The organism is Ruegeria marisrubri (assembly GCF_001507595.1).
GTDB lineage: Bacteria > Pseudomonadota > Alphaproteobacteria > Rhodobacterales > Rhodobacteraceae > Ruegeria > Ruegeria marisrubri.
The window spans coordinates 37,582-57,504 of the sequence record NZ_LQBQ01000012.1; the positions used below are offsets into that span (position 1 = coordinate 37,582).

A 19,923-nucleotide genomic window follows, 5' to 3' on the forward strand; every position below is an offset into this window, starting at 1 on the left:
CCCGACGCAAAGCGCGTCGGGCGGGCACTGTTGCGGCAGATCGCCGAGGGAGGAGAGCAGGAATGGATCTGAATTACACCGAAGAGGAAAAGGCCTTTCGCGAGGAAGTGCGCGCCTTTCTAGCCGAAAAACTGCCCAAGGAAGTCTCGGACAAGGTTCGGGCCGGCATCAGCCTGGGCAAGGAAGGCCACGAGCAATGGCACGCGACGCTGAATGAAAAGGGGTGGCTGAACTTCAACTGGCCCAAGGAGTTCGGCGGCGCGGAGTGGAACGCGGTGCAGCGGCACATCTTCGAAGAGGAATGCGCCATGGCCTATGCCCCGCGCATCGTGCCCTTCGGCTTGTCGATGCTGGCGCCGGTTCTGCAGAAGTTCGGCTCGAAGGAGCAGCAGGACTATTTCCTGCCGCGTATCCTGAACGGCGAGCATTGGTGGTGCCAGGGCTATTCCGAGCCCGGCGCAGGGTCGGACCTTGCCTCGCTCAAAACCCGCGCGATGCGCGACGGGGAGCACTACGTCGTCAACGGGCAGAAGACCTGGACCACCTTGGGGCAATACGCCAACTGGATCTTCTGCCTTGTGCGCACGGACCCGGATGCAAAGCAGCAGGAGGGGATCTCGTTTCTGCTGATCGACATGAACACGCCGGGGATCGAGGTGCGCCCCATCGTGCTGCTCGACGGAACGCCGGAAGTGAACGAGGTGTTCTTTGACAACGTCCGCGTGCCGGTCGAGAACCTCGTCGGTGAAGAGAACAAGGGCTGGACCTACGCCAAATACCTGCTGACCCATGAGCGGACCAACATCGCCGGGGTCGGGTTCAGCCGGGCGGGGCTGGACGCGGTCAAGCGCATCGCCCGGATCGAGTGCGCGGGCGGCCGGCCCCTGATCGAGAACCCGCATTTTGCGGCGCGGCTGGCGCAGGTCGAGATCGACCTGATGGCGATGGCGACCACCAACATGCGCATCATCTCTCAGGCGGCGGCCGGGCAGGCGCCGGGGGTGGAGAGCTCGATGCTCAAGGTCAAGGGCACGATCATCCGGCAGGAGATCAACGATCTGGCGCGGCGCGCCGTGGGGCCTTATGCGATGCCCTTCGTGTCAGAGGCCGTGGACGGTGACAATGATCCCATCGGCCCGGACTACGCCGGCCCCGTCGCGGCGCAGTATTTCAACAATCGCAAGCTGTCGATCTTTGGTGGCTCAAACGAGATCCAGCGCGGGATCATCGCCAAAGTGAAATTGGGAGGCTGAGCGCATGGATTTCAACCTGACCGAAGAGCGCCAGATGCTGCAGGACACGCTGCGGCGCTATTTGAGTGATCGCTACACCACCTCGGCGCGCAACGCGATTCTTGACAGCGAAACCGGCATGAGCCCGGAGATCTGGGGCGAGTTGGCCGGGCTGGGGGTGATCGGTGCGCTATTCTCGGAAGAGGATGGCGGCTTTGGCGGCGCGGGCTTCGATATCTCGACCGTGTTCGAGGAACTCGGTCGTGCCGGGGTGGTCGAGCCGTTTCTGGACACCGCAATTCTGGGCGGTGGAATGATCGCCGCCGTCGGCAATGCCGAGCAGAAACAATTGCTGGAACAGGTAATCGCGGGGCAGTTGCATCTTGCGCTGGCTCATGGAGAGCCCGCCAGCCGATACGACCTCAGCCGGGTGGAAACCACGGCGCGCGCTGACGGGGAAGAGATCGTTCTGAACGGGCGCAAGGCGGTCGTGGTAAACGGGGAAGCCGCCGGTTTCCTGATCGTGTCGGCGCGCGAGCACGGCGGGTTCTTCGATCTGGATGGAAGCTCGCTGTTTGTCGTGCCTGCGGATGTGCCGGGGCTGACGATGCGCGGATACCCGATGCTGGCAGGGGCGCGCGCGGCCGAAGTCTCTCTGGATGACGTGCGTGTTCCCCAGACCGCGAGGCTGGGCGCGGAAGGGGCCGGGTTCGGCCCATTGATGGATGTGGTCGCGGCGGCCAACGTGGCACTTGTCGCGGAAACTCTGGGCGCCATGGAAACCGCGGTGGAGCTGACGCGGCAATACCTGCTGACCCGGCACCAGTTCGGTCGCCCGATCGGCTCTTTTCAGGCGTTGCAGCACCGGTTCGCGGACATGCTGATCGAACTGGAGCAGGCGCGATCCGCCGTCATCAATGCCGCCGGTCACCTCGACTCGCAGGATCGCGACCGACAGATCGCGGCGGCGCGAAACCTGGTGTCGCGCGTCGGCCGTCTGGTCGCCGAAGAGTCGATCCAGATGCATGGCGGCATCGCGATGACCCAGGAATACGAACTGGCCCATATCGCGAAGCGGATCGTCATGGCCGATCACCGTTTTGGCGATGCCGACTATCATCTGGAGAGGTTCATTGCACTCAGCGCGGCATGACGGCGACGGCCGGGTGCGGCGCTCGGGCTGCCAGAACGCTGTCGGGTATGAAATCGACCTGTCCCATCCCGACGGGCACGCTCGTTGCCATCTGGACATCCGGTCAGACCACCTGAACAGCCAGGATGTGCTGCATGGAGGCATCATCGCGATGTTGCTGGACGTGGCCTGCGGCAACGCAGCCTCGGCCTGGTTCGACCGTGAAGAGCATCCGGTGGTACTGACGATCTCTCTGAACACCAACTATGTCGCGGCCGTAGACGCGGGGCGCGTGACTGCTGTTGGGCGAACTGCAGGCGGGGGGCGCAAGTTGGTTCATGTGAATGGAGAACTGCATCACGAGGATGGTACGCTGATCGCCACGGCGGCGGGCGTTTTCAAACGCCACAAGCTGGCGAGGTGAAACAGGCTTCAGGGCAGGGGAGGGCCCGGTCGATGAGCAAATGGCACGATTTTCCCGACGCGCAGATTGCTGCCCGGCCGGACGCGCCCGCCTTCGAGGACAATGGCGGGGCGCGTTGGACCTATGGGGAACTGGATGCGGCGATCAATGCCTTGGCAGAGAAATTGGTCGAAACCGGCGTCCAGCCATGTGACCGGGTTCTGATTCTGGCCGAGAATTGTTGTGCCGCCGTGGCGGCTCTGTTCGCCTGCTCCCGCCTCGGAGCCTGCGCCATCCCCTTCAACGCGCGCCAGACCGCCGGTGAAGTCCAGCGCGTCATTGACCACGCCCGGCCCGCGGCGGTTCTGTTCACTTCTGCGGCGTCGGCCGATGCGCTTGCCCATGCGGACAGGCTGGGCGCCCACGAAATCGAGGGCGCATTCGGTCGGTTGCATCTGGCCATTCCGTTTCCAAGTGAACCCAATCCCGAGCTGGACGACGTTGCGGTGATGCTGTTCACCACCGGGACGACGGGAACGCCGAAGGGCGTGATGCTCACCCATGAAAACGTGCTTTTCGCCGGGCGCCTGTCCGCCGAGTTGCGGGGAATGACCCAGGCCGATGTGATTTACGGGGTTTTGCCGATCACCCATGTGTTCGGGCTTGCCTCGGTGGTCACCGCGGCGACCAGCGCCGGGGCGCCGGTCAGGTTGGAGGCGCGGTTCTCCGCCGCCCGGACCTATGACGCGCTGAACTCGGGGATCACGCTGTTTTCGGCCGTGCCGCAGATGCATGCGCTGCTGATGCAATACACCAAGGAACAGGGGTATGCGCATTTACCGCACAATACGCTTCGCTATGTGTCATCAGGCGCTGCGCCGCTGGATCCGGCCTGGAAAAGAAAGGCCGAGGCGTTCTATGGCGTCGCGCTCCAGAATGGCTATGGCATGACCGAGAGCACGGCCGGCATATGCGCGTCCCGCAACGAAATCGGAGATCCCGACATCTCGGTCGGCCCACCTCTGCCCGAGGTGGAGGTGCGGATCGATGAAACGGTGTCCGGGGGCGGGCGCGGGGTCGGAGAGATCATGACCAAGGGTCCGCACGTGATGAAGGGCTATTACCGGAACCCCGAGGCGACGAAAGAGGCGTTGCAGGACGGGTGGCTGAGGACCGGAGATCTGGGTCATTTCGATGACCGGGGCCATCTGCACATCGCCGGGCGATGCAAGGAACTGATCATCCACGGGGGGTTCAACGTCTATCCGCCGGAAGTCGAGGCCGCTCTGAACGATCATCCCAAGGTGATCCAGACCGCCGTGATCGGTCGCATGGTTGATGGAGACGAGAAAGTCATTGCTTTCGTGCAGGCCGCACCGGGGGATGAACCGTCACCCGAGGAACTAGGCGCCTTCGCGGCCGAGAGGCTGGCCGGATACAAGCGGCCCAGTCAGATCATAGTGGCCACGGAACTACCGGCAGCGCCGACCGGGAAGATCCTGAAGCACAAGCTTCTGGAGTACTTTGCCGTTGAGGCTCGATAAGGGCCGAAGTGCTCCCGCGCCCGCACGACCTTGGCATTGCCAAGGCCGCTGGCGGCCTTGGGCCCGGCGCCGCGCAAAAGCGCGGCGCCGGGCCCAACCGGAGGAGGTGCCTCGTCAGAGGGATCGACGACGGGCGGGAGCCCGCCTTTGAACCGGAATGCCGCTGAAGTTATGCCATCACGCTTTGCGTGGCATTCCGGATCGCGCGGATGTTTTCGCCGTAAACCCCGGGATTCGACACCGAACCACCCTTGAATACCGCGGATCCTGCAACCAGCACGTCGGCCCCGGCTTCGACGACCAGTGGCGCCGTCTTCGGATCGACGCCGCCATCAATCTCGATATGCACCGGCCGGTCGCCGATCATCTGGCGCAGGCGGCGGATCTTGGCGGTCATGTCGATGAACTTCTGCCCGCCAAAACCGGGGTTCACCGTCATGACGCAAACCAGATCGGTCAGGTCCAGAAGATGCTCAACCGCCTCGGCCGGCGTGCCCGGGTTCAGGGCGACACCGGCCCTCATGCCCGCAGCGCGGATCGCCTGAAGCGTGCGGTGGGTATGCGGCCCGGCCTCGACATGGGCCGTCAGGATGTCGGCCCCTGCCTCTGCGTAGGCATCGATATAGGGATCGACCGGCGTGATCATCAGGTGGACGTCCATCACCGTTTTCACATGCGGGCGGAACGCCTTGACCGCGGGGGGGCCGAAAGTGAGGTTCGGAACGAAATGCCCGTCCATCACGTCGACATGGACCCAGTCGGCCCCCTGCGCCTCGATGGCCTGGATCTCCTGCCCGAAATTGGCGAAGTCTGCGGAGAGGATCGACGGAGCGATCTTGATCTTGCGGTCAAAGCTCATGGGCCTACCTGTGTCTGGTCGAGTCGATGGGCATATAACCGCTCTGACGCCAAAACGATAGGGCCTGTCCCCCGGTCGGGAAAATCGCCGGAAAAGTTGCGTGTCCCCGTTGCTCCGGGTAACACTCGGCCAGCCGGGCAGACTGCCTTTCAGCCCGGGCCCTGCGCCCGCGAATGAAGGTGCCCCGAGAGCAGGTTCAAAGGAAGGAACGGCATGAGCGGAACCGTCTTTCTTGTCGTTCTCTTTGCGGCTGCCCTGCATGCATCCTGGAATGCCCTGGTCAAGGGGGGCGCCGACAAGGCGGCGGCCATGGTCGCGGTGGTGATCGGACAGGGCCTTGCCGGGGCGGCCCTTCTGCCCTTTGCGCCACCGCTTGATCCGGCATGCTGGCCTTACCTGCTGGTCGGGCTGTTGCTGCATCTGGGCTACCAGCTGTTTCTGATCCAGTCCTACCGGTTCGGAGACCTGACGCAGGTCTACCCGATCGCGCGCGGGGTCTCTCCCCTGCTGGTGGCTTTGTGCTCGGTTCTCTTTCTCGACGCCGAATTCAGCAGGGCCGAAGTGTTGGCCATGGCGATGATTTCAATCGGCATCGGGTCAATCAGCCTGGTGCGCCGGGTCGACGGCGTTTTCCAACTGAAAGCTGCCGGTCTGGCGCTGATTACCGGCATGTTCATTGCCTCGTATTCTCTGGTCGATGGGCAGGGCGCGCGGGTCGGAGGGTCGGCGCTTGGGTTCTTCGGGGTGCTGGCTGCTCTGGACGCGGTGGTCTTCGGGCTGTTCGCGCATCTGATCCGGCCCGGGCTGGTGGGGCGTGCACTGGCGTTGAAAAAACATCTGTTCCTAGGCGGAGGGGCATCGTTCGCCGCCTATGTTCTGGTGGTGTGGGCCTTCACGCAGGCGCCGATCGCGCTCGTGACCGCGCTGCGGGAAACATCCATCATCTTTGCGCTGGTCATCGGCGTCACGGTGCTGCGCGAACGGCTGGACCTGGCCAAGGTTCTTGCCACCGCGGTTACGCTCGCCGGGGCGCTATTGCTACGCTTGGCGCGCTTGTAAGGGGTTCAGCCGCCAAGGGTGAAGCGCCGGATCAGGTGAAAACGCCCCTCCTCGTCCTCGCCCACCAATGCCAGGTCGCGGATGACGAAAGGTTCGGGAAGAAGCGGGCCAAGCCGTTCTTGCAGCAAATTCATGGCCTTGGCCAAGGTTGATTTCTCCAGCCTTCCCGTCAGCGTGATGTGAAAGCGAAACTGGTCCAGAACATATGGATAGCCCCACGTCATGAGGTTCTGTTCTTGGGTGGGGGGCAGACCCTTGGCGCGGCGGCGGTCCAGTTCGCTCTGGCCCAAGGGGGCGCGGAACTTGTCCAGCTCCGTGACGCAAGCCGCGGCCAAAGCGTTCAGGCCATCGGTATTTCCGCGCGGGAGCAATGCCAGAAACCGGCCGAGGCGACCGATCTCCAGCCTCTCGAGAGCGGCGGCGCATCGGGTAGCTGCAAGCGCTGCGCAGGCCTCTTGCAGGGTATTCAGGCTTTGTCCGTCTGCAAGCCGGAAGGGCGGTTTTAATGTCCCGTGCAGGCCATACCGGCGGGGCGCTTCCGTGATTGCGGACACGTCCAGCCCGGCAATGTCCGGATGCGCAACTTCGGCGCCTGCCTCCATGTCCCACCCCAGCCAGGCGGCCCCGAACCGGGCCCAGTCCGCGTCGGAGGGCGGCGCATAGTAGATCGCGTATCGCGTGAAGTTCACGTCAGCCTCCTGTTGCGGGAACCGGTCCTGCGGTCAGGCCCGGTAGAACAGATACCGGTCGGGTGCGATCGTGTCCGGGCCCGGGATCTGCTCGAACCCGACAAGGGGCTGCCCCGAGATCAACAGGCCTCCCGGTTTCATCACCCTGGCGATCAGGGGGCTCAGGCGCGCCGCTTCGGACACGTCCTCCTCCTTGATGCCCATGCCGAAATCATAATGCGCCAGGGCGATCCGCGGCCCGCCTTGCGCCAGCCGCTCCAGCATGGGCTCGGCCTCTCCCTGCAGAAAGTCCTGCTCGGGTGGCACGCAGGATGGGTGGCATTGCAGGACACGGTCCATCACCCAGATCCGACGGTCAGGCAGGATTTCCCGCAGGTGGTCATAGGTTCGGCCGTTGCCGAGCCCCATGTCCAGCACGTCGCCGTCCAACTCGGCGATCTGCTCGGCGGCCCAGTTCAGCCCGTCCCGTTGGGCGGTCAGGCGGCGCAGCATGGAGTCCAGTCGGCTCATCGGCAAATCCTTGTCGTTCAAACTTGCGGAGCGGTCCAGATCCGCACCGGGCCAGCCATGAGGCGGCTGACCAGCATTTCGGTAAAGTTCCAGATCTGTTCATCATGGACGAGGTGATGGGTCAACAGCCCGAGCGGTTCGGTATTGTCGGCCCGCCCTTCGCGCCTGTCCTGCAACAGGGACACGAGGCGCGCGATCAACAGGCCGGTGGGCAGCAGACCCCGCGTGCCGCGCCAGTCGATCGGGTCGATATGGGTGTTCACCTGCTCCAGCCCGGGTGCTGCGAGCCTGGCCTTGCGCGGCGTTGCCGTGGACAGGACTTGGAACCCCAGTTCGGGCAGGCCGTTGGCCATTTCTGGTGCGATCCGGTTCCACGGCGGCACGAACACCGATCTGAGTGACGCGCCGAACAAATCGGCCAGCCGGGCCTGACCAGCCGCGGCCTCTGCCAACATTTCCTCCAGCGGTCGGTGCAGGCGAAACTCTGATTTCTTTTCGCCTTCGGGCGCATGGTTTTCGTGCGCCCAGCCATGCACCACGGGTAAGAGATGGGGGCGGACACGCACATGCTCAGCCAGCGCCTCTTCGGCAAGCTTCGGGATGACGGCTAGATGTACGGGCAAGCCAAGGCGTTGCGACATCTCGGACAGCCTGTCGAGTTGCGGCGTCGGAGCGATCGCATCATCGTCGCGCCACCAGAGAGGCAAGGTCAGACTCTCTTTCTCCCAGAGGTCCAACTCGTGGTCCAGTGGTGTCCAGTCTGGTGTCATCGCCGGGCCTCCACCAGAGTTCGGGTGATGGCGACCGATCGCGTGGCACCGTCAAAAGACAGGTCCATATCCGGTCGGGGGCCGGCCGCGATCACCCGGTCAACCGCGTCGGCCAAAGTCGTGCCGGTCAGATCCGGGCTTGGAAGAACTTCGATGGCGGGCAGATGCGCCAGGCTTTTTGCCCGCAGCCCCTGTTCCACTTCCTTGCCGTCGTCGAAGGGAATGAAAACTGCTGGTGTGCCGCTTTGCAGGATGTCCAGCGCGGTGTTGTAGCCGCACATGCTGACCGAGGCGGCGGCCAGCGGCAGCATCTGCCGGAAATCGGGTCGCGTGGGTTCGATCAGAACCGGTGTATCGCCAGCCAGTTCGGTCAGGTTCGAAATCCGATCCGCCGCGTCCCGGCCCCCCACCAGCAGGCGCCAGCGCCTGTTGGTGATCTTGCGTGCGGCCTCGATGGCCGCGCGGAAGATCGGCTCGCCCACCGAACCGCCACCGGCGCTGACCAGGATTTCCCCCTGTCCCAGTTTGTCGGGATGCGGATCGGGCCGGGCGGGGGCTACATAGCCGGTGTAGCGGAGCCGCTCTGCCAGAGCTTCCGAGACCGGCCAGCTTGTTTCCAGCCTGGTGCCCTGCGGGTCGGAATGCACCAGCACCCCGTCGTAATAACTTTCAATCACCGCTTCGGTTCGCGCGACTTTCGATGGTTTCGACGGCGGTGCGAGGATGTCCCGGATCGAGGACAAAATCACCGGTTTGCGCTGCAAGCCTCGGGCGGCCCGCAACAGCGTTTCGAATTCCCCGGCCAAAACTCTGCGGCCAAAAGGAAAAAGCTCGGTGATCAGGGCATCCGGGGTGAACCGTTGCAGTGCCTCCACAAGGGCTGCCTCTCGTGCCTTCAGAAAGGAGGCGTTCGCAACCTCCCCGCTTTCGGTGAGCAGGCGGGTGAAATTGGTGCCCTCCGACCTCAACGGTGGCAGGTTGACAAGCTCCAGCCCGGATGCGTTCAGTTGAGGCGCGGGCATTCCTCCGGACACCACCAGAACATCATCTCCGGCCTGCCGGAACGCGTGGCCCAAGGTCAGCGCACGGCTCAGGTGGCCTGTGCCCAGCAGATGCGTGACGACGATCATCACCTTCATACCGCGCTCTCCCCACGTGGCAGGCGGATCGGTTCGGGGTCGGCCCGCATCTGCTCGAGGTCGATGACGTATAGACGGTTGCGCTTGATGCGGAACGGCGCGGGGCCCTCGAAATCCCAGCCATGCGCCTTTGCGAGGATCACGCGCATGATGCCGATGTGACAGACGGCGAGTGAATCCCCACAGAGGCCTTCGATCCAGGGACACAGGCGTTGCCAGAGCTCTGCCGGGCTTTCGCCGCCGGGGGGGCGAAAGTTCCAGCTCCACTCCTCGATATGCCGATACCCGCTTTCGGGCTGGGCGATCAGGTCCAGTCCGCGCTTGCCTTCCCAGTCGCCCCAGTTCATTTCGATCAGTTCCGGGGCCAGTTTTGGCTCTCGCCCGGAAACCAACCGTGCCGTTTCCACAGCCCGGGCCAACGGGCTCGACCACAACTCGGCCTGGTCCCAAGGGTCGGGCAGGCAGTAGCCGGCCAGATCCTTTCGGGCGTCTTCATCCAGCGGAATGTCGCTGCGCCCCTGTATCCGTCCGGCGCGGTTCCAGGCGGTATGTCCGTGGCGCAGAAGGGCGAGGCGCGTCATGTCCGGACCTCCAGCAACGGGCCCACCGCATCCCAGAAGGTTCGGGTGGCCGAAGCGATCAGGTGTCGCCCGGCAATATACGCGCGGGCCTTGGCGCCGCGCGCGCGGCGCAGATCGGCATCATTACGCAGTAGTTCTATCGCGCGCGCCAGAGCGGCTGGGCCTTCCTCGGCCGCCGGGTAGTGCCCTGGCAACAGCACGTCGCGCACGCCCGGGCGGTCTTGGGCCACGACCGGCAAACCTGCGGCCTGTGCTTCCAGATAAACCATGCCGAATGCTTCGTTGACGCCCGGCCAAAGAAAAAACGAGGCGCCTGCGTAGGCGGCCTGCAACGCCTCCCGGTCGAGTTGGCCCAGAAACCGAACGCGCCCGCCGAACCGTGCCATCAGCGCCTCGACCTTCTGTCGCGCGGGGCCATCTCCTGCGATTTCCAGCCGCCAATCTCCGGTCAGGTGCGGAAGGGTTTCGGCGATGATCTGGTATGAGCGCAGCTTGTCGCCCTCGCGCATCATTCCCGCTGTCAGCATCGGCCCCTCGCAATCCGAGGCCGGGGGTAACTCCGACGTCGGCAGGAAGGGCGAGAGGTGCACCAGCGCCTGATCACCGAACCGTTCCCGCTCGAGCGTGATGAGGTCATTTGCCGTGTGATAGAAAATGACCCGCGCGGCGTCGCAGGCGTCATGCGCGGACTGCGCGAAACCCGCCCAAGGCCCGGTCAGGCGGCTGGTGGCGCGGGTGCTTTCAAGCTGGACATAGGGCAACCCACGGGCGCGACAGACTTCCGGCCCGATCAGGTCCGGGGCCTTGTAGTAATTGTGATAGGTGACCCAGAGGTCGAAATCGGGCGGCAATTCTTCGACCAGGCGCTGCGCTTCGGCGCTGGCGGCGTTTCGCAAAGCGGCTTGCGTTTCGGCGTCCCCCGCCTTGTCATAGATGCGCAGTTCCGAAACGAGCTCGACGCGGGCACCGCCGGCACCGATTGCTGCCATCAGGTTGCGCGCCATTTCCCGGTCGCCCGAGGGAACCGGGCTGTTGGGCGACTTCATCGGGGCGTAGAAGGCGACGCGGGTCATGGCGAGCCATCGGCGCACAGAGCATTCAGGCGCTCTGACAGTTTGGCGATACCGGGGGCCATGCCAAACTCCGACACCAGCCGTTCCCGCGCCGCCTGCGCCATGTTGGCCGCGGCTTCCGGGTTGCGGGCAAGCAACGTGATGTCTTTGGCAAGCGCCTCGGGGTCATCGTCGCAAAGGGTGCCATGTTGGCCGGGCTCGATGAATTCGGGGATGGCCGAAACGGGCGTCGACAGGATCGGCAACAGTTGCGATGCGGCCTCCATAAGAACATTCGGCAGCCCGTCGCGGTCTCCGTCCGAGGCGATGCGGCTGGGCAGAACGAACAGATCGGCCTGCCGCATCGCCTCGATCACTTCGGGCTGATCACAGGCGCCGCGCCAGGTTATCCGGTCGCCGATCCCCGCTGCTTCGGCCTGTGCCTGCAGGTGGTCCCGAGACCCGCCGCCGCCGATATGGGTCCAATGCCAGTCCAGATCGGCTGGCAGATGAGTGAAGGCTTGGATCAGGCGATCAAAGCCTTTCTTCTCGACCAGCCGGCCGACCGACAGCATGTGAAACGGGGAGCCCAGGGTGCGGGGCGCGCGGTCAGGAGGCGGAGGGAACCGCGACAGGTCCAGCCCGTGATAGATCAGATCGACCCGCGCCGGGTCGTCGGCCAGAGAGCGCAGATGCTCGGCCCCGACGCCCGTGCAGGTGGCGCCGAAAACCGCCCCGTAAGTGGCGGCCTGCAGCTTTTCGCGTTTTTCCCATTCCGGCGAGGTCCAGATGTCCTTGGCATGTGCCGAAAAGCTCCATGGCAGATCGCGCATGATTGCTGCGTAGCGCGCCACCGATGACGGGGTATGCATGAAATGCGCATAGAGCCCCTCGGTTTCGGGCGGCAGTTCGGCGGCGAGCACGCAGGCCTGCCCGAAGCGGCGGATGCGATTTGGGCTGCGGTCGCGTACGAGGTCGGCGCGCCAGATTTCATAGGCCTCGGCATATCCCGGCAGGCGCTGCGCCATCTCCCGTGCGCGCCAGACTCGGCCGGGTTCCTCGTAAAGGTATTCCGGCAGATAATGGACCCTGGCCTTCAGCTTGTCATGCAGGGGATGGCGCTTGGTGTCGGTCGGATGTCTCAGCGACCAGATATCGAACCTGTGCCCCGCCTCTTCGAGGGCGACAAGTTCCTGGGCGATGAAGGTTTCGGACAGGCGCGGCCAGCCCTTGACCAGCACCGCCAGTTTCGGTGCCGTGCCGGTCATCCGATGGCCCGCTCCCTCGTATCTCCCAAAAGGGCGTCGATCCGCCGTGTCACATAGTCGAGCCCGTCCAGCAGACCTGTGCTGGTGGCCTGCGAAGGCAGCGGCTGGTGCGGCAGGGCACGGATGGCCCGGATCATCGCGTCCGCCGTCAGGCCATCGCGGTTTTCGTCCAGCATGCGCACAAGGCCCAGTTCCTCGGCCCGCGAAGCCCGGATCCACTGTTCCAGACGTGGCGTGGTGCGCGGCACGATCACGGCGCGCTTGTCGAACGACAGGACCTCGCAGAACGTATTGTAGCCGCCCATGCAGACGACGCCCGCGGCCCCGGCAAAAAGCGTCTCGATCTGGGATTCAAATCCGACCGCCGCGACCCGGTCATCGAGCGCCGCGACGCGGGCCTCGAATTCCTCCCGGACCTCGCCCGACAGAAACGGGCCATAGACCAGAACCGCGCGCGGCTGCAGGTCGGGATCGTTTTCATAGGCGGAAAGAACAAGGTCCACCATCGCCCGACCGTCACCGCCGCCGCCCGGCGTGATGAGGATGTAGGGTTGCCCGGGCGGTGTCCCGATCGGCCCGAGGTCGCGACGCAGATACCCGGTCCAGTGCATCCGGGCATGTGCGTGCGGACTCAGAGGAAGACCCGAGGTGGGATCGTAGATCGAGCGCAGCCCGTATACCCAGATCTCGTGATAGAAACGCTCGGCGGCCTCGACCGCCCCCTTGCGCTCCCATTCCGCGGCCAGAACCTCTGGTTCATCCAGAACGTCGCGCAGGCCCAGTACCAGCTTGGTGTTGCTCTTTTCCAACAGGTATTCGAGAGTCGGCAGCAGCTCGCCGCGAAACCCGGTCGGCTCCTTGTCGACTACCAGAACGTCGGGCTGATACTGTTCGACGGCCGTGCGGATCAGGCTCGAACGCAGCTCGGTCACTTCGTCGATTCCCATGCCGATGGTCTGGGCAACGTAAGAGCCGTCCGCGCGTTTTGTGACGCCGGGCAGGCGCACATGGTCCACGCGACGGGGGAATGTAAAGCGGCCGGCAACAGGTGAGCCGGTCAGGATCAGCGCCGACGCGGACGGGTCGGCCTCGGTGATGGCTGATGCAAGTGCCCGGGAACGGCGCAGATGCCCAAGCCCGAACGTATCGTGGCTGTAGAACAGGATGCGCGGTGCGCGGCCAGATTGGTTCAGGTTGGTTGTCAGGCTCATGCCTCCGCCCGTGAATTCGCTTCCGATACAGGATCCGCGCGTTTCCCCCTGATATCGTATTTTATTTCCGGTTGAATGCCAAAGCCTTCGGAAAACGGGTTCGATGATCGGGAACATAGCGAATTGGCAACAGGCCCTAGCGGTTTGTGCCCACCGCTGCAAGCCTGCCGCCCGGCGCGGATCTTTTCCCGGGATATTTTCGCCTCGGGGCCGTTCATCTGGATTTCCTGATCCCGCTATCTTCCAGCGGCTCCGAAGGCGCCGCGCCGTTGCCTGTCGTCCCGATTTCCTTGGGCGTTCGTGTCGTCATATTGAAATCGGGTGGGGTTGGAAACACCCATCTCGATAGTTTACCCGCCGAAACACGCTGCGACACGTTCGCGCCATTGCAGGTGGTACGTATTTGATCCGCTTCGGCCACTCCTGTAGGTTTGCCCAAGCGCTACGATCAGGATGCAAGGCCCTATGAAAAAAACATTTCTGCTTCTTTTCGCTTTGGCGGTTTGGGCCGTGTCCTGGTCTGTGGCGACGACGGTTCACGCGCAGATAGCGCCAGTTTCGAACAGTTCTTCGGCCGAACAGGACGAACAAGTCGCAGCTCCTTCGGAAAGCGCGATTGCCGCAGCGATCAGGGCCGCAACCGAAGCTGGTGCAAGCGTGATCGTAATAGACGGCTCGGGCCGGGTGACCTCTGGCATGACACAGGCCGCTGGCGAACAGGCCGAGGGCCGGCAGGGCCGTCCGATGGAAAGCGGTTCGCTGCTGATGAAATCTCAGGAGCAGATGTCAGAGTTTCGGGAGACGCTCCGGGCGCGGCTCGAGGCATTGCCCTATTCGTGGTTCGAGGTTCAATTCATCCTGCGAAAAACAAGCCCCGATGGCCGAATCCAGACCTATGTCGAAGTGCTTTTCTGGAACATTTTGTTGCTGCTGATCGGTCGGTGGCTGTCGGTCGAACTCTACGGCAAGCGATTTGCCAGACGTTTCGTGGTGGCCCGGATCAAGGAGAATCCGGTCGGCTACCGCGAGAAAATGCCATTTCTGGTGTTCCGCTTTCTGATGGGGATAGGCGGAACAGTGTTCGCCATGCTGATGGCGCTGATCGTCGGCTACCTGATTTTCGGCCGGGCCGAGGATATCTCGGTGCGCTTCACCATCACAGCCATTTTCACTGCGTTTTTCCTGGCGAGGACCATATCGGATCTGTGGCGCATGGTCCTGTCGCCGTTCCTCAGTCAATACCGTATCCCGCCATTCTCGGATCGCGATGCCAAGCGCCTGTATTTCTGGGCCTCGGCGCTTGCGACCTACGATATCGTGGTTGTCTTGTTCTCGACCTGGGTGGCCGATTTCGGCCTGAACTATAACGTCTACGCGATGGTTTACGGCAGCCTGACTTTGGTGGGCGCCTTCGGAACCATTCTCCTTGTTCTTTTCAACGCACGCGCGATTTCCAATGCCATTCGCGGAGGGCGGCAACCGGAACAGGTGTCCTGGATCCTGAGGTTCATTTCTTTCGCATGGGCACCGGTGTTGATCGTCTATGTGATTTTCGGATGGTTCGACCTGGCGTTGGATCTCGTGCTGGAAAACCCGGTTTCGATCCCGCTGATCGCCAGCACCTACGCGGTCTTCATGTCGGTGGTGGTGGCCTATGGCGCGATGAATTACGTGCTTGAACGCTATTTCGACCGCACGCGCCAGATGGAGGAGATCAACGCCGAGGCTGCCAAGGAAGACATCGAGGAGGGCGCGACCGGGCAGGGTGCGCCCGAGGTCGAGCGCTACAAGATCGCCACCTACGAGGATCTGGCAAAACGGGTGGCCGGCATCCTGGCCTTTGTCGTCGGCATCTACGCGCTGGCCGTCGTCTGGTTCCCCGAGGCAAGCTGGACCGATGACCTGCCGGTGGAACGTGCGCTGGACGTGATGGTGATCCTGTTCATCGGCTATGTCCTGTTTCATTTCTTCCGCATCTGGATCGACAGCAAGATTGCCGAGGAAACCGAGGATGGCGCTGGCGAGGCAGAGCTGGGCGATGAGGGTGGCGAAAGCAGTCAAAGCCGATTGGCCACGCTGTTGCCGTTGTTCCGCGGCGCGATCCTTGCGGTGGTCGTCGTTTCGATCAGCCTGATCGCGCTGATGGAGTTGGGCATCAATGTCAGCCCACTCTTCGCCGGGGCCGGCGTGGTGGGCCTAGCCGTGGGCTTTGGCGCCCAGACGCTGGTGCGGGACATTTTCTCGGGCGCGTTCTTCCTGATCGACGATGCCTTCCGCAAAGGCGAATATATCGACATCGGAGACGTGAAGGGCACGGTCGAAAAGATCTCGGTCCGCTCGATGCAGCTGCGCCATCACCTCGGCGCGCTGAACACCATTCCATTCGGCGAGATCAAGGTTCTGACAAACTATTCGCGCGACTGGGTGATCATGAAACTGCCGCTGCGGGTCACCTACGACACCGACGTAGAAAAGGTGCGCAAGCTGATCAAGAAACTGGGGCAGGAGTTGCTGAACGACCCGGTGATCGGCGACAATTTCATCCAGCCGCTGAAATCACAGGGCGTGATCGAGATGCAGGATTCGGCGATGATCATCCGGGTCAAGTTCATGACCAAGCCTGGCGATCAATGGCTGGTGCGCAAACGGGTCTACCAGGAGATCCGCGAGCTGTTCGCCCGCGAAGGTATCAAGTTCGCGCACCGTGAGGTTACCGTGCGCCTCGCTGAGGGGCAGAACCCAGAAGAGCTGACGCCGAAACAGCGTGAAGCGGTGACCGGGGCCGTGCAGGCCGCGATGGACGAGGATTATCTGGACGATATCGGCCCCGGCGGCGACGATCGCTGACCGGTGCGCTCCCGCCCCCTCGTCCCCGTGTCTCTGGCGAGACACCGGGCGAGGCGTTGGGCCGGGCCGCGCGTTCCGCGCGGCGGTGTCAAGGATCCTGGTTCGCCCACTTCGCCGGGCTGGTGCCCAGCCTGTTGGCCGGCAGAGGCCAGGACATCTCGGTATCTCCAACACGCAGGGCCGGCATCAGGCGGCGGCCGGGACCCCAGCCTGACATCTCGGGTTCGGGGGCATAGTCACGGCTTGTGGCGCCCGTGATTTCTTCGCCCCGCGCCGACTTCTCCATCCCTGCCAGCAGCTCGGCGGTGCGGGCCAGCGACAGATGCGCGTCTGCGACCTGCTGGCCATTCGCCGCCTGAGTGATCGCCGACAGGACCGCCGCCGCCATCAGGTAGCCGGTGGCGTGATCCAGCGCCTGCACGGGCAGCGGCGTGGGCTTGTCCGCGCCCGCCCACTCTCGCCCCGCGTCGGCAATGCCCGCGCTCATCTGAACCAGGCTGTCGAAGCCGCGCCGCCCCGCCCAGGGTCCCTGCCAGCCATAGGCATCGAGCGTGACCTCGATCCGGTTCGGCGCGATCGCGTCGCGGGCCGCCCGATCCAGCCCCAGCCCGTCCAGCGCCCCGGGTCTGTAGCCATGAACCAGAACGTCCGCGTCCGCCATCAGGGTCTTCAGCCGCTCCAGCCCGTCCGCGGAGCGCAAATCGAGATAGGCACAGCGCTTGCCAAGAGAGATATCGGGGATAACGCCCGGTTCGTCCCACCCCGGCGGATCGATGCGCAGCACGTCGGCACCAAAGCCCGCAAGCGTGCGGGTCGAGACCGGCCCGGCCAGCACGCGGGTCAGATCCAGAACCCGCAACCCGGCCAGTGGGCGGCTTGACGTTGCCTGAGGGCGGTGCCGCAACGAAATGCAGCGTGGCCCGTGCCAGCCAATGAATGGGTCTGCCGCCACGGCCTGCCCCTGGGGATGAGACAGCCATTCCTGCCGGCTGCGCATGGCTGCGGCCACACCGCCCTCGGCGACGACGGCGGTTTCCAGATCGTCGGCCTGCCATCGGGCTACGGCCTGAGACACCGCCGCCCGGTCCGCCTCGGTTCCAAGAACGCGCAGCGCGGCCTCTCGGTGCCGGGGCAGGTTCGTGTGCAGCCTGATCCAGCCGTCCGCCGTTTCATAATCTCCGGCGATCGGGTCCCAGAGGTTTGGCATCTCCCCCCCTCCGGCCGGAAGGAGTATCCGAACCAGAGCGAGGCGAGGCGATGATCCACCGTGACCACTGGCTGCTTTTCTGTCAGGCCAAGCGCCTGCATCAGATCGGCCAGTTGCAGCCCGACCGCCGCGAAAGAGGCGGTGGCCAGTTCGGACACGGCAAAGGCGCTGGGGCGGTATCCAGTTCCTGTCACGCCATAGGTGCCGGTTTCGGGCAGGCCAGAGAGAGGGCTCATTGCTGATAGGGATCGAGGCTGTCCCGCAACCCGTCTCCGAGAAAGTTGAAAGCCAGCACCACGATGATGATTGGAAGCATCGGGATCGCGGTCCACGGATAGATCTCGATCGAGGCGAGGTTCTGGGCGTCGTTCAGCATGACGCCCCAACTGACCGCAGGGGCACGCAGGCCGAGGCCAAGGAAGCTGAGCGCGGTTTCGCCAAGGATCATCGCCGGGATCGACAGGGTGGCCGAGGCGATCAGGTGCGACATGAAATTGGGCAACAGGTGCTTGCGGATCACGCGGCCCGAAGTCGCGCCCATCATCTCGGCGGCGCGTACGTATTCCTCTTCGCGCAGCGACAGGAACTTGGCGCGCACCGAGCGGGCCAATCCGGGCCAGTCGAGTATCCCGAGGATCACGGAGATGATGAAGAACACCGCGACCGGAGACCAATTCGAGGGCACCGCCGCCGAAAGAGCCAGCCACAGCGGCAGCTCGGGCAGTGACCGCAGGATCTCGATCACCCGGTTGATCACCCAGTCGATCCTGCCGCCGAAATAGCCGGCGAGGCTTCCGAAAAAGATGCCGAGCACGAAGGATACCGTTATGCCGATCAAGCCGACGGTCAACGACAACTGCGCCCCGTACGAGACGCGGCTGAACACGTCCCGGCCCAGCCGGTCGGATCCCATGATGAAGATCGTCGCATCGTCATGCGCGCAGAACAGGTGCCGGTTGGATTCGATGAATCCGGCCAGATAATAGGTGCTGCCCTCGCAGAAGAACTTCAGCTTCAGCGGGCGCGACGTGTCCGGTTTGAACTCCCATTGAAAGGTTTCCAGATTCGCCTCGGAAGTCATCGGATAGACGAAGGGGCCGATGAACTCGCCCTCGTGGAACAGCTTGATCGACTGCGGAGGCGAATAAAGGTGATCCGGAAAACGCTCGTTGGGGCCATAGGGGGCGATGAATCCGGCAACGGGTATCAAAGCATAGGCGATCAGCAGGAAAATGCCCGAGATCAGGCCCAGCTTGTGGGTCTTGAACTTGCGCCAGACCAGCACCCAGTTCGGGGCGTCCAGGTCGCGGCGCTCGAGCTGCTGGATCGAGGCCTGCGGATCGTAAGGGGCGTCGTCGACATAGCGACCGTCGGGAAGTTTCGTCATGACTCTCGCCCCTCGTATCGGATGCGCGGATCGAGCATGACCAGCAGCACGTCGGAAATCATCGTGCCCACCAGTGTAAGCAGGGCGACGAACATCAGCACGAAGCCTGACAGGAACATGTCCTGTGTCTTGAGGGCGGTCAGAAGGGTGGGGCCGATGGTTTGCAGGCCCAGAACCACCGAGACCAGCACCGAGCCCGAAACCATCGAGGGCAGCAGGTTGCCGATATCAGCCACGAACGGGTTGAACGCCACCCTCAGCGGGTATTTCGTCAGCATCCGCGAGGGCGCCATGCCCTTTGCTATTGCGGTTTCCACATAGGGTTTGCCCAGTTCGTCCAGCATGTTGGCGCGCAAACGCTGCATCATCGCGGAAGCACCCGAAGTGCCGATCACGAAGGTCGGCACGATCAGATGAACCAGGATGGACTTTGCCTTCTCCCAACTCATCGGCTGGCCTTCGAAACTGGGGTCCATCAGGCCGCCGATGGGAATGTCGAAATAGCGGTGCCCGTAGTAGAACAGGATCAGCGCCAGCAGGAAATTCGGTGTGGCGAGGCCGAGATAGCCGACGAAAGCAGACGTGTAGTCAATCCAGGTCCGCGACCTTGCGGCCGCGAGAACGCCCAGCGGCAGGGCCACCGCATAGATGAACAGAACCGCGGCCAGATTGACGACGACCGTCAGCCAGAGGGTGTCTCCGACGATTTCTGAAACCGGCCGATCGAACTCGAAAGACCAACCGTAATTCCCCTGGATCAGCCCCGAGAACCCGTGGGGGCCGGGCATGAACCCCATCCAGATCATGTATTGTTCCCACAGCGGGCGATCGAGCGCGTACTCCTTGCGCAGGAACTCGGCCTTGGCCACGCCGGCCGATTGCCCCGATGCCTGAAGCTCGGCGATCTGGTTGCTCAGGTAATCTCCCGGCGGCAGGTTGATGATCACGAAGACGAGTGCAGACACCACCAGCAACGTGAGCAGCATGGTGAAGAAGCGATAGACTGCGTAGCGCAGCAAAAGCATTCAGCCGT

18 protein-coding genes and 1 pseudogene are annotated in these 19,923 nt (G+C 63.6%); 7 read left to right on the forward strand and 12 right to left on the reverse strand.

The window, feature by feature from the left end; all coding sequences use genetic code 11:
• Positions 1-62: 62 nt before the first annotated feature.
• Genes AVO45_RS07270 through AVO45_RS07285 form a run of 4 tightly spaced genes read left to right on the forward strand, consistent with a single transcriptional unit; the run spans position 63 to position 4,311 of the window.
• A complete protein-coding gene (locus tag AVO45_RS07270; RefSeq protein WP_068345458.1) occupies positions 63-1,253 on the forward strand; it encodes an acyl-CoA dehydrogenase family protein in 1,191 nt (396 codons plus the stop codon).
• A gap of 4 nt (positions 1,254-1,257) precedes the next feature.
• Positions 1,258-2,385: an acyl-CoA dehydrogenase family protein gene (locus AVO45_RS07275; RefSeq protein ID WP_068345460.1), complete on the forward strand. Its 1,128-nt coding sequence runs from the start codon at positions 1,258-1,260 to the stop codon at positions 2,383-2,385.
• Positions 2,366-2,788, forward strand: coding sequence for a PaaI family thioesterase (locus AVO45_RS07280; protein WP_082688712.1), 423 nt, complete (start codon positions 2,366-2,368; stop codon positions 2,786-2,788). Before AVO45_RS07275 ends, AVO45_RS07280 begins: the two co-directional genes overlap by 20 nt.
• Positions 2,789-2,820: 32 nt before the next feature.
• Positions 2,821-4,311: a class I adenylate-forming enzyme family protein gene (locus AVO45_RS07285; RefSeq protein WP_068345464.1), complete on the forward strand. Its 1,491-nt coding sequence runs from the start codon at positions 2,821-2,823 to the stop codon at positions 4,309-4,311.
• 169 nt (positions 4,312-4,480) lie between these two features.
• Here the strand turns inward: AVO45_RS07285 and rpe are convergent, their stop codons facing one another.
• Positions 4,481-5,170, reverse strand: a complete 690-nt coding sequence (gene rpe / locus AVO45_RS07290; RefSeq protein ID WP_068345466.1) for a ribulose-phosphate 3-epimerase — start codon at positions 5,168-5,170, stop codon at positions 4,481-4,483.
• A gap of 213 nt (positions 5,171-5,383) precedes the next feature.
• On the opposite strand from rpe, the gene AVO45_RS07295 reads away from it, so the two are divergent.
• On the forward strand, positions 5,384-6,229 hold the full coding sequence (locus tag AVO45_RS07295) for a DMT family transporter (RefSeq protein ID WP_068345469.1): 846 nt from the start codon (positions 5,384-5,386) through the stop codon (positions 6,227-6,229).
• A 5-nt stretch (positions 6,230-6,234) separates the two neighbouring features.
• Here AVO45_RS07295 and AVO45_RS07300 read toward each other — a convergent pair whose 3' ends face one another.
• The 8 genes from AVO45_RS07300 to AVO45_RS07335 are packed head-to-tail and all read right to left on the reverse strand — an operon-like array spanning position 6,235 to position 13,449.
• Positions 6,235-6,918, reverse strand: coding sequence for a DUF1045 domain-containing protein (locus AVO45_RS07300; protein WP_068345471.1), 684 nt, complete (start codon positions 6,916-6,918; stop codon positions 6,235-6,237).
• 33 nt (positions 6,919-6,951) lie between these two features.
• Positions 6,952-7,428, reverse strand: coding sequence for a class I SAM-dependent methyltransferase (locus tag AVO45_RS07305; RefSeq protein ID WP_068346638.1), 477 nt, complete (start codon positions 7,426-7,428; stop codon positions 6,952-6,954).
• A gap of 17 nt (positions 7,429-7,445) precedes the next feature.
• Positions 7,446-8,198: a polysaccharide deacetylase family protein gene (locus tag AVO45_RS07310; RefSeq protein WP_068345473.1), complete on the reverse strand. Its 753-nt coding sequence runs from the start codon at positions 8,196-8,198 to the stop codon at positions 7,446-7,448.
• On the reverse strand, positions 8,195-9,337 hold the full coding sequence (locus AVO45_RS07315; protein WP_068345474.1) for a glycosyltransferase family protein: 1,143 nt from the start codon (positions 9,335-9,337) through the stop codon (positions 8,195-8,197). Before AVO45_RS07315 ends, AVO45_RS07310 begins: the two co-directional genes overlap by 4 nt.
• Entirely contained in the window at positions 9,334-9,918 is a 585-nt protein-coding gene (locus AVO45_RS07320; RefSeq protein WP_068345476.1) for a histidine phosphatase family protein, read from the reverse strand. Before AVO45_RS07320 ends, AVO45_RS07315 begins: the two co-directional genes overlap by 4 nt.
• Positions 9,915-10,991 (reverse strand): glycosyltransferase family 4 protein, encoded by a 1,077-nt coding sequence (locus tag AVO45_RS07325; protein ID WP_068345478.1) that lies wholly within the window; start codon positions 10,989-10,991, stop codon positions 9,915-9,917. The genes AVO45_RS07320 and AVO45_RS07325 overlap by 4 nt, the downstream gene beginning before the upstream one ends.
• Positions 10,988-12,238, reverse strand: coding sequence for a glycosyltransferase family 4 protein (locus AVO45_RS07330; protein ID WP_068345480.1), 1,251 nt, complete (start codon positions 12,236-12,238; stop codon positions 10,988-10,990). Before AVO45_RS07330 ends, AVO45_RS07325 begins: the two co-directional genes overlap by 4 nt.
• Positions 12,235-13,449 (reverse strand): glycosyltransferase family protein, encoded by a 1,215-nt coding sequence (locus tag AVO45_RS07335; RefSeq protein WP_082688713.1) that lies wholly within the window; start codon positions 13,447-13,449, stop codon positions 12,235-12,237. The genes AVO45_RS07330 and AVO45_RS07335 overlap by 4 nt, the downstream gene beginning before the upstream one ends.
• 146 nt (positions 13,450-13,595) lie before the next feature.
• Here AVO45_RS07335 and AVO45_RS19700 point away from each other — a divergent pair, with 146 nt between their 5' ends.
• A complete protein-coding gene (locus AVO45_RS19700; protein ID WP_157770125.1) occupies positions 13,596-13,856 on the forward strand; it encodes a hypothetical protein in 261 nt (86 codons plus the stop codon).
• 58 nt (positions 13,857-13,914) lie between these two features.
• The gene (locus AVO45_RS07340; RefSeq protein ID WP_068345482.1) at positions 13,915-16,296 is read left to right on the forward strand and encodes a mechanosensitive ion channel domain-containing protein; all 2,382 of its coding nucleotides are present in this window, start codon (positions 13,915-13,917) and stop codon (positions 16,294-16,296) included.
• A gap of 88 nt (positions 16,297-16,384) precedes the next feature.
• Here the strand turns inward: AVO45_RS07340 and AVO45_RS07345 are convergent.
• The 3 genes and pseudogenes from AVO45_RS07345 to AVO45_RS07355 all read right to left on the reverse strand — a co-directional run bounded on the left by AVO45_RS07345 (position 16,385) and on the right by AVO45_RS07355 (position 19,915).
• Positions 16,385-17,739 (reverse strand): annotated as a pseudogene (locus tag AVO45_RS07345) (CoA transferase).
• Positions 17,736-18,890, reverse strand: a complete 1,155-nt coding sequence (locus AVO45_RS07350) for an ABC transporter permease (RefSeq protein WP_068345485.1) — start codon at positions 18,888-18,890, stop codon at positions 17,736-17,738. Before AVO45_RS07350 ends, AVO45_RS07345 begins: the two are co-directional and overlap by 4 nt.
• Entirely contained in the window at positions 18,887-19,915 is a 1,029-nt protein-coding gene (locus tag AVO45_RS07355) for an ABC transporter permease (protein ID WP_068345488.1), read from the reverse strand. Before AVO45_RS07355 ends, AVO45_RS07350 begins: the two co-directional genes overlap by 4 nt.
• Positions 19,916-19,923: the final 8 nt, after the last annotated feature.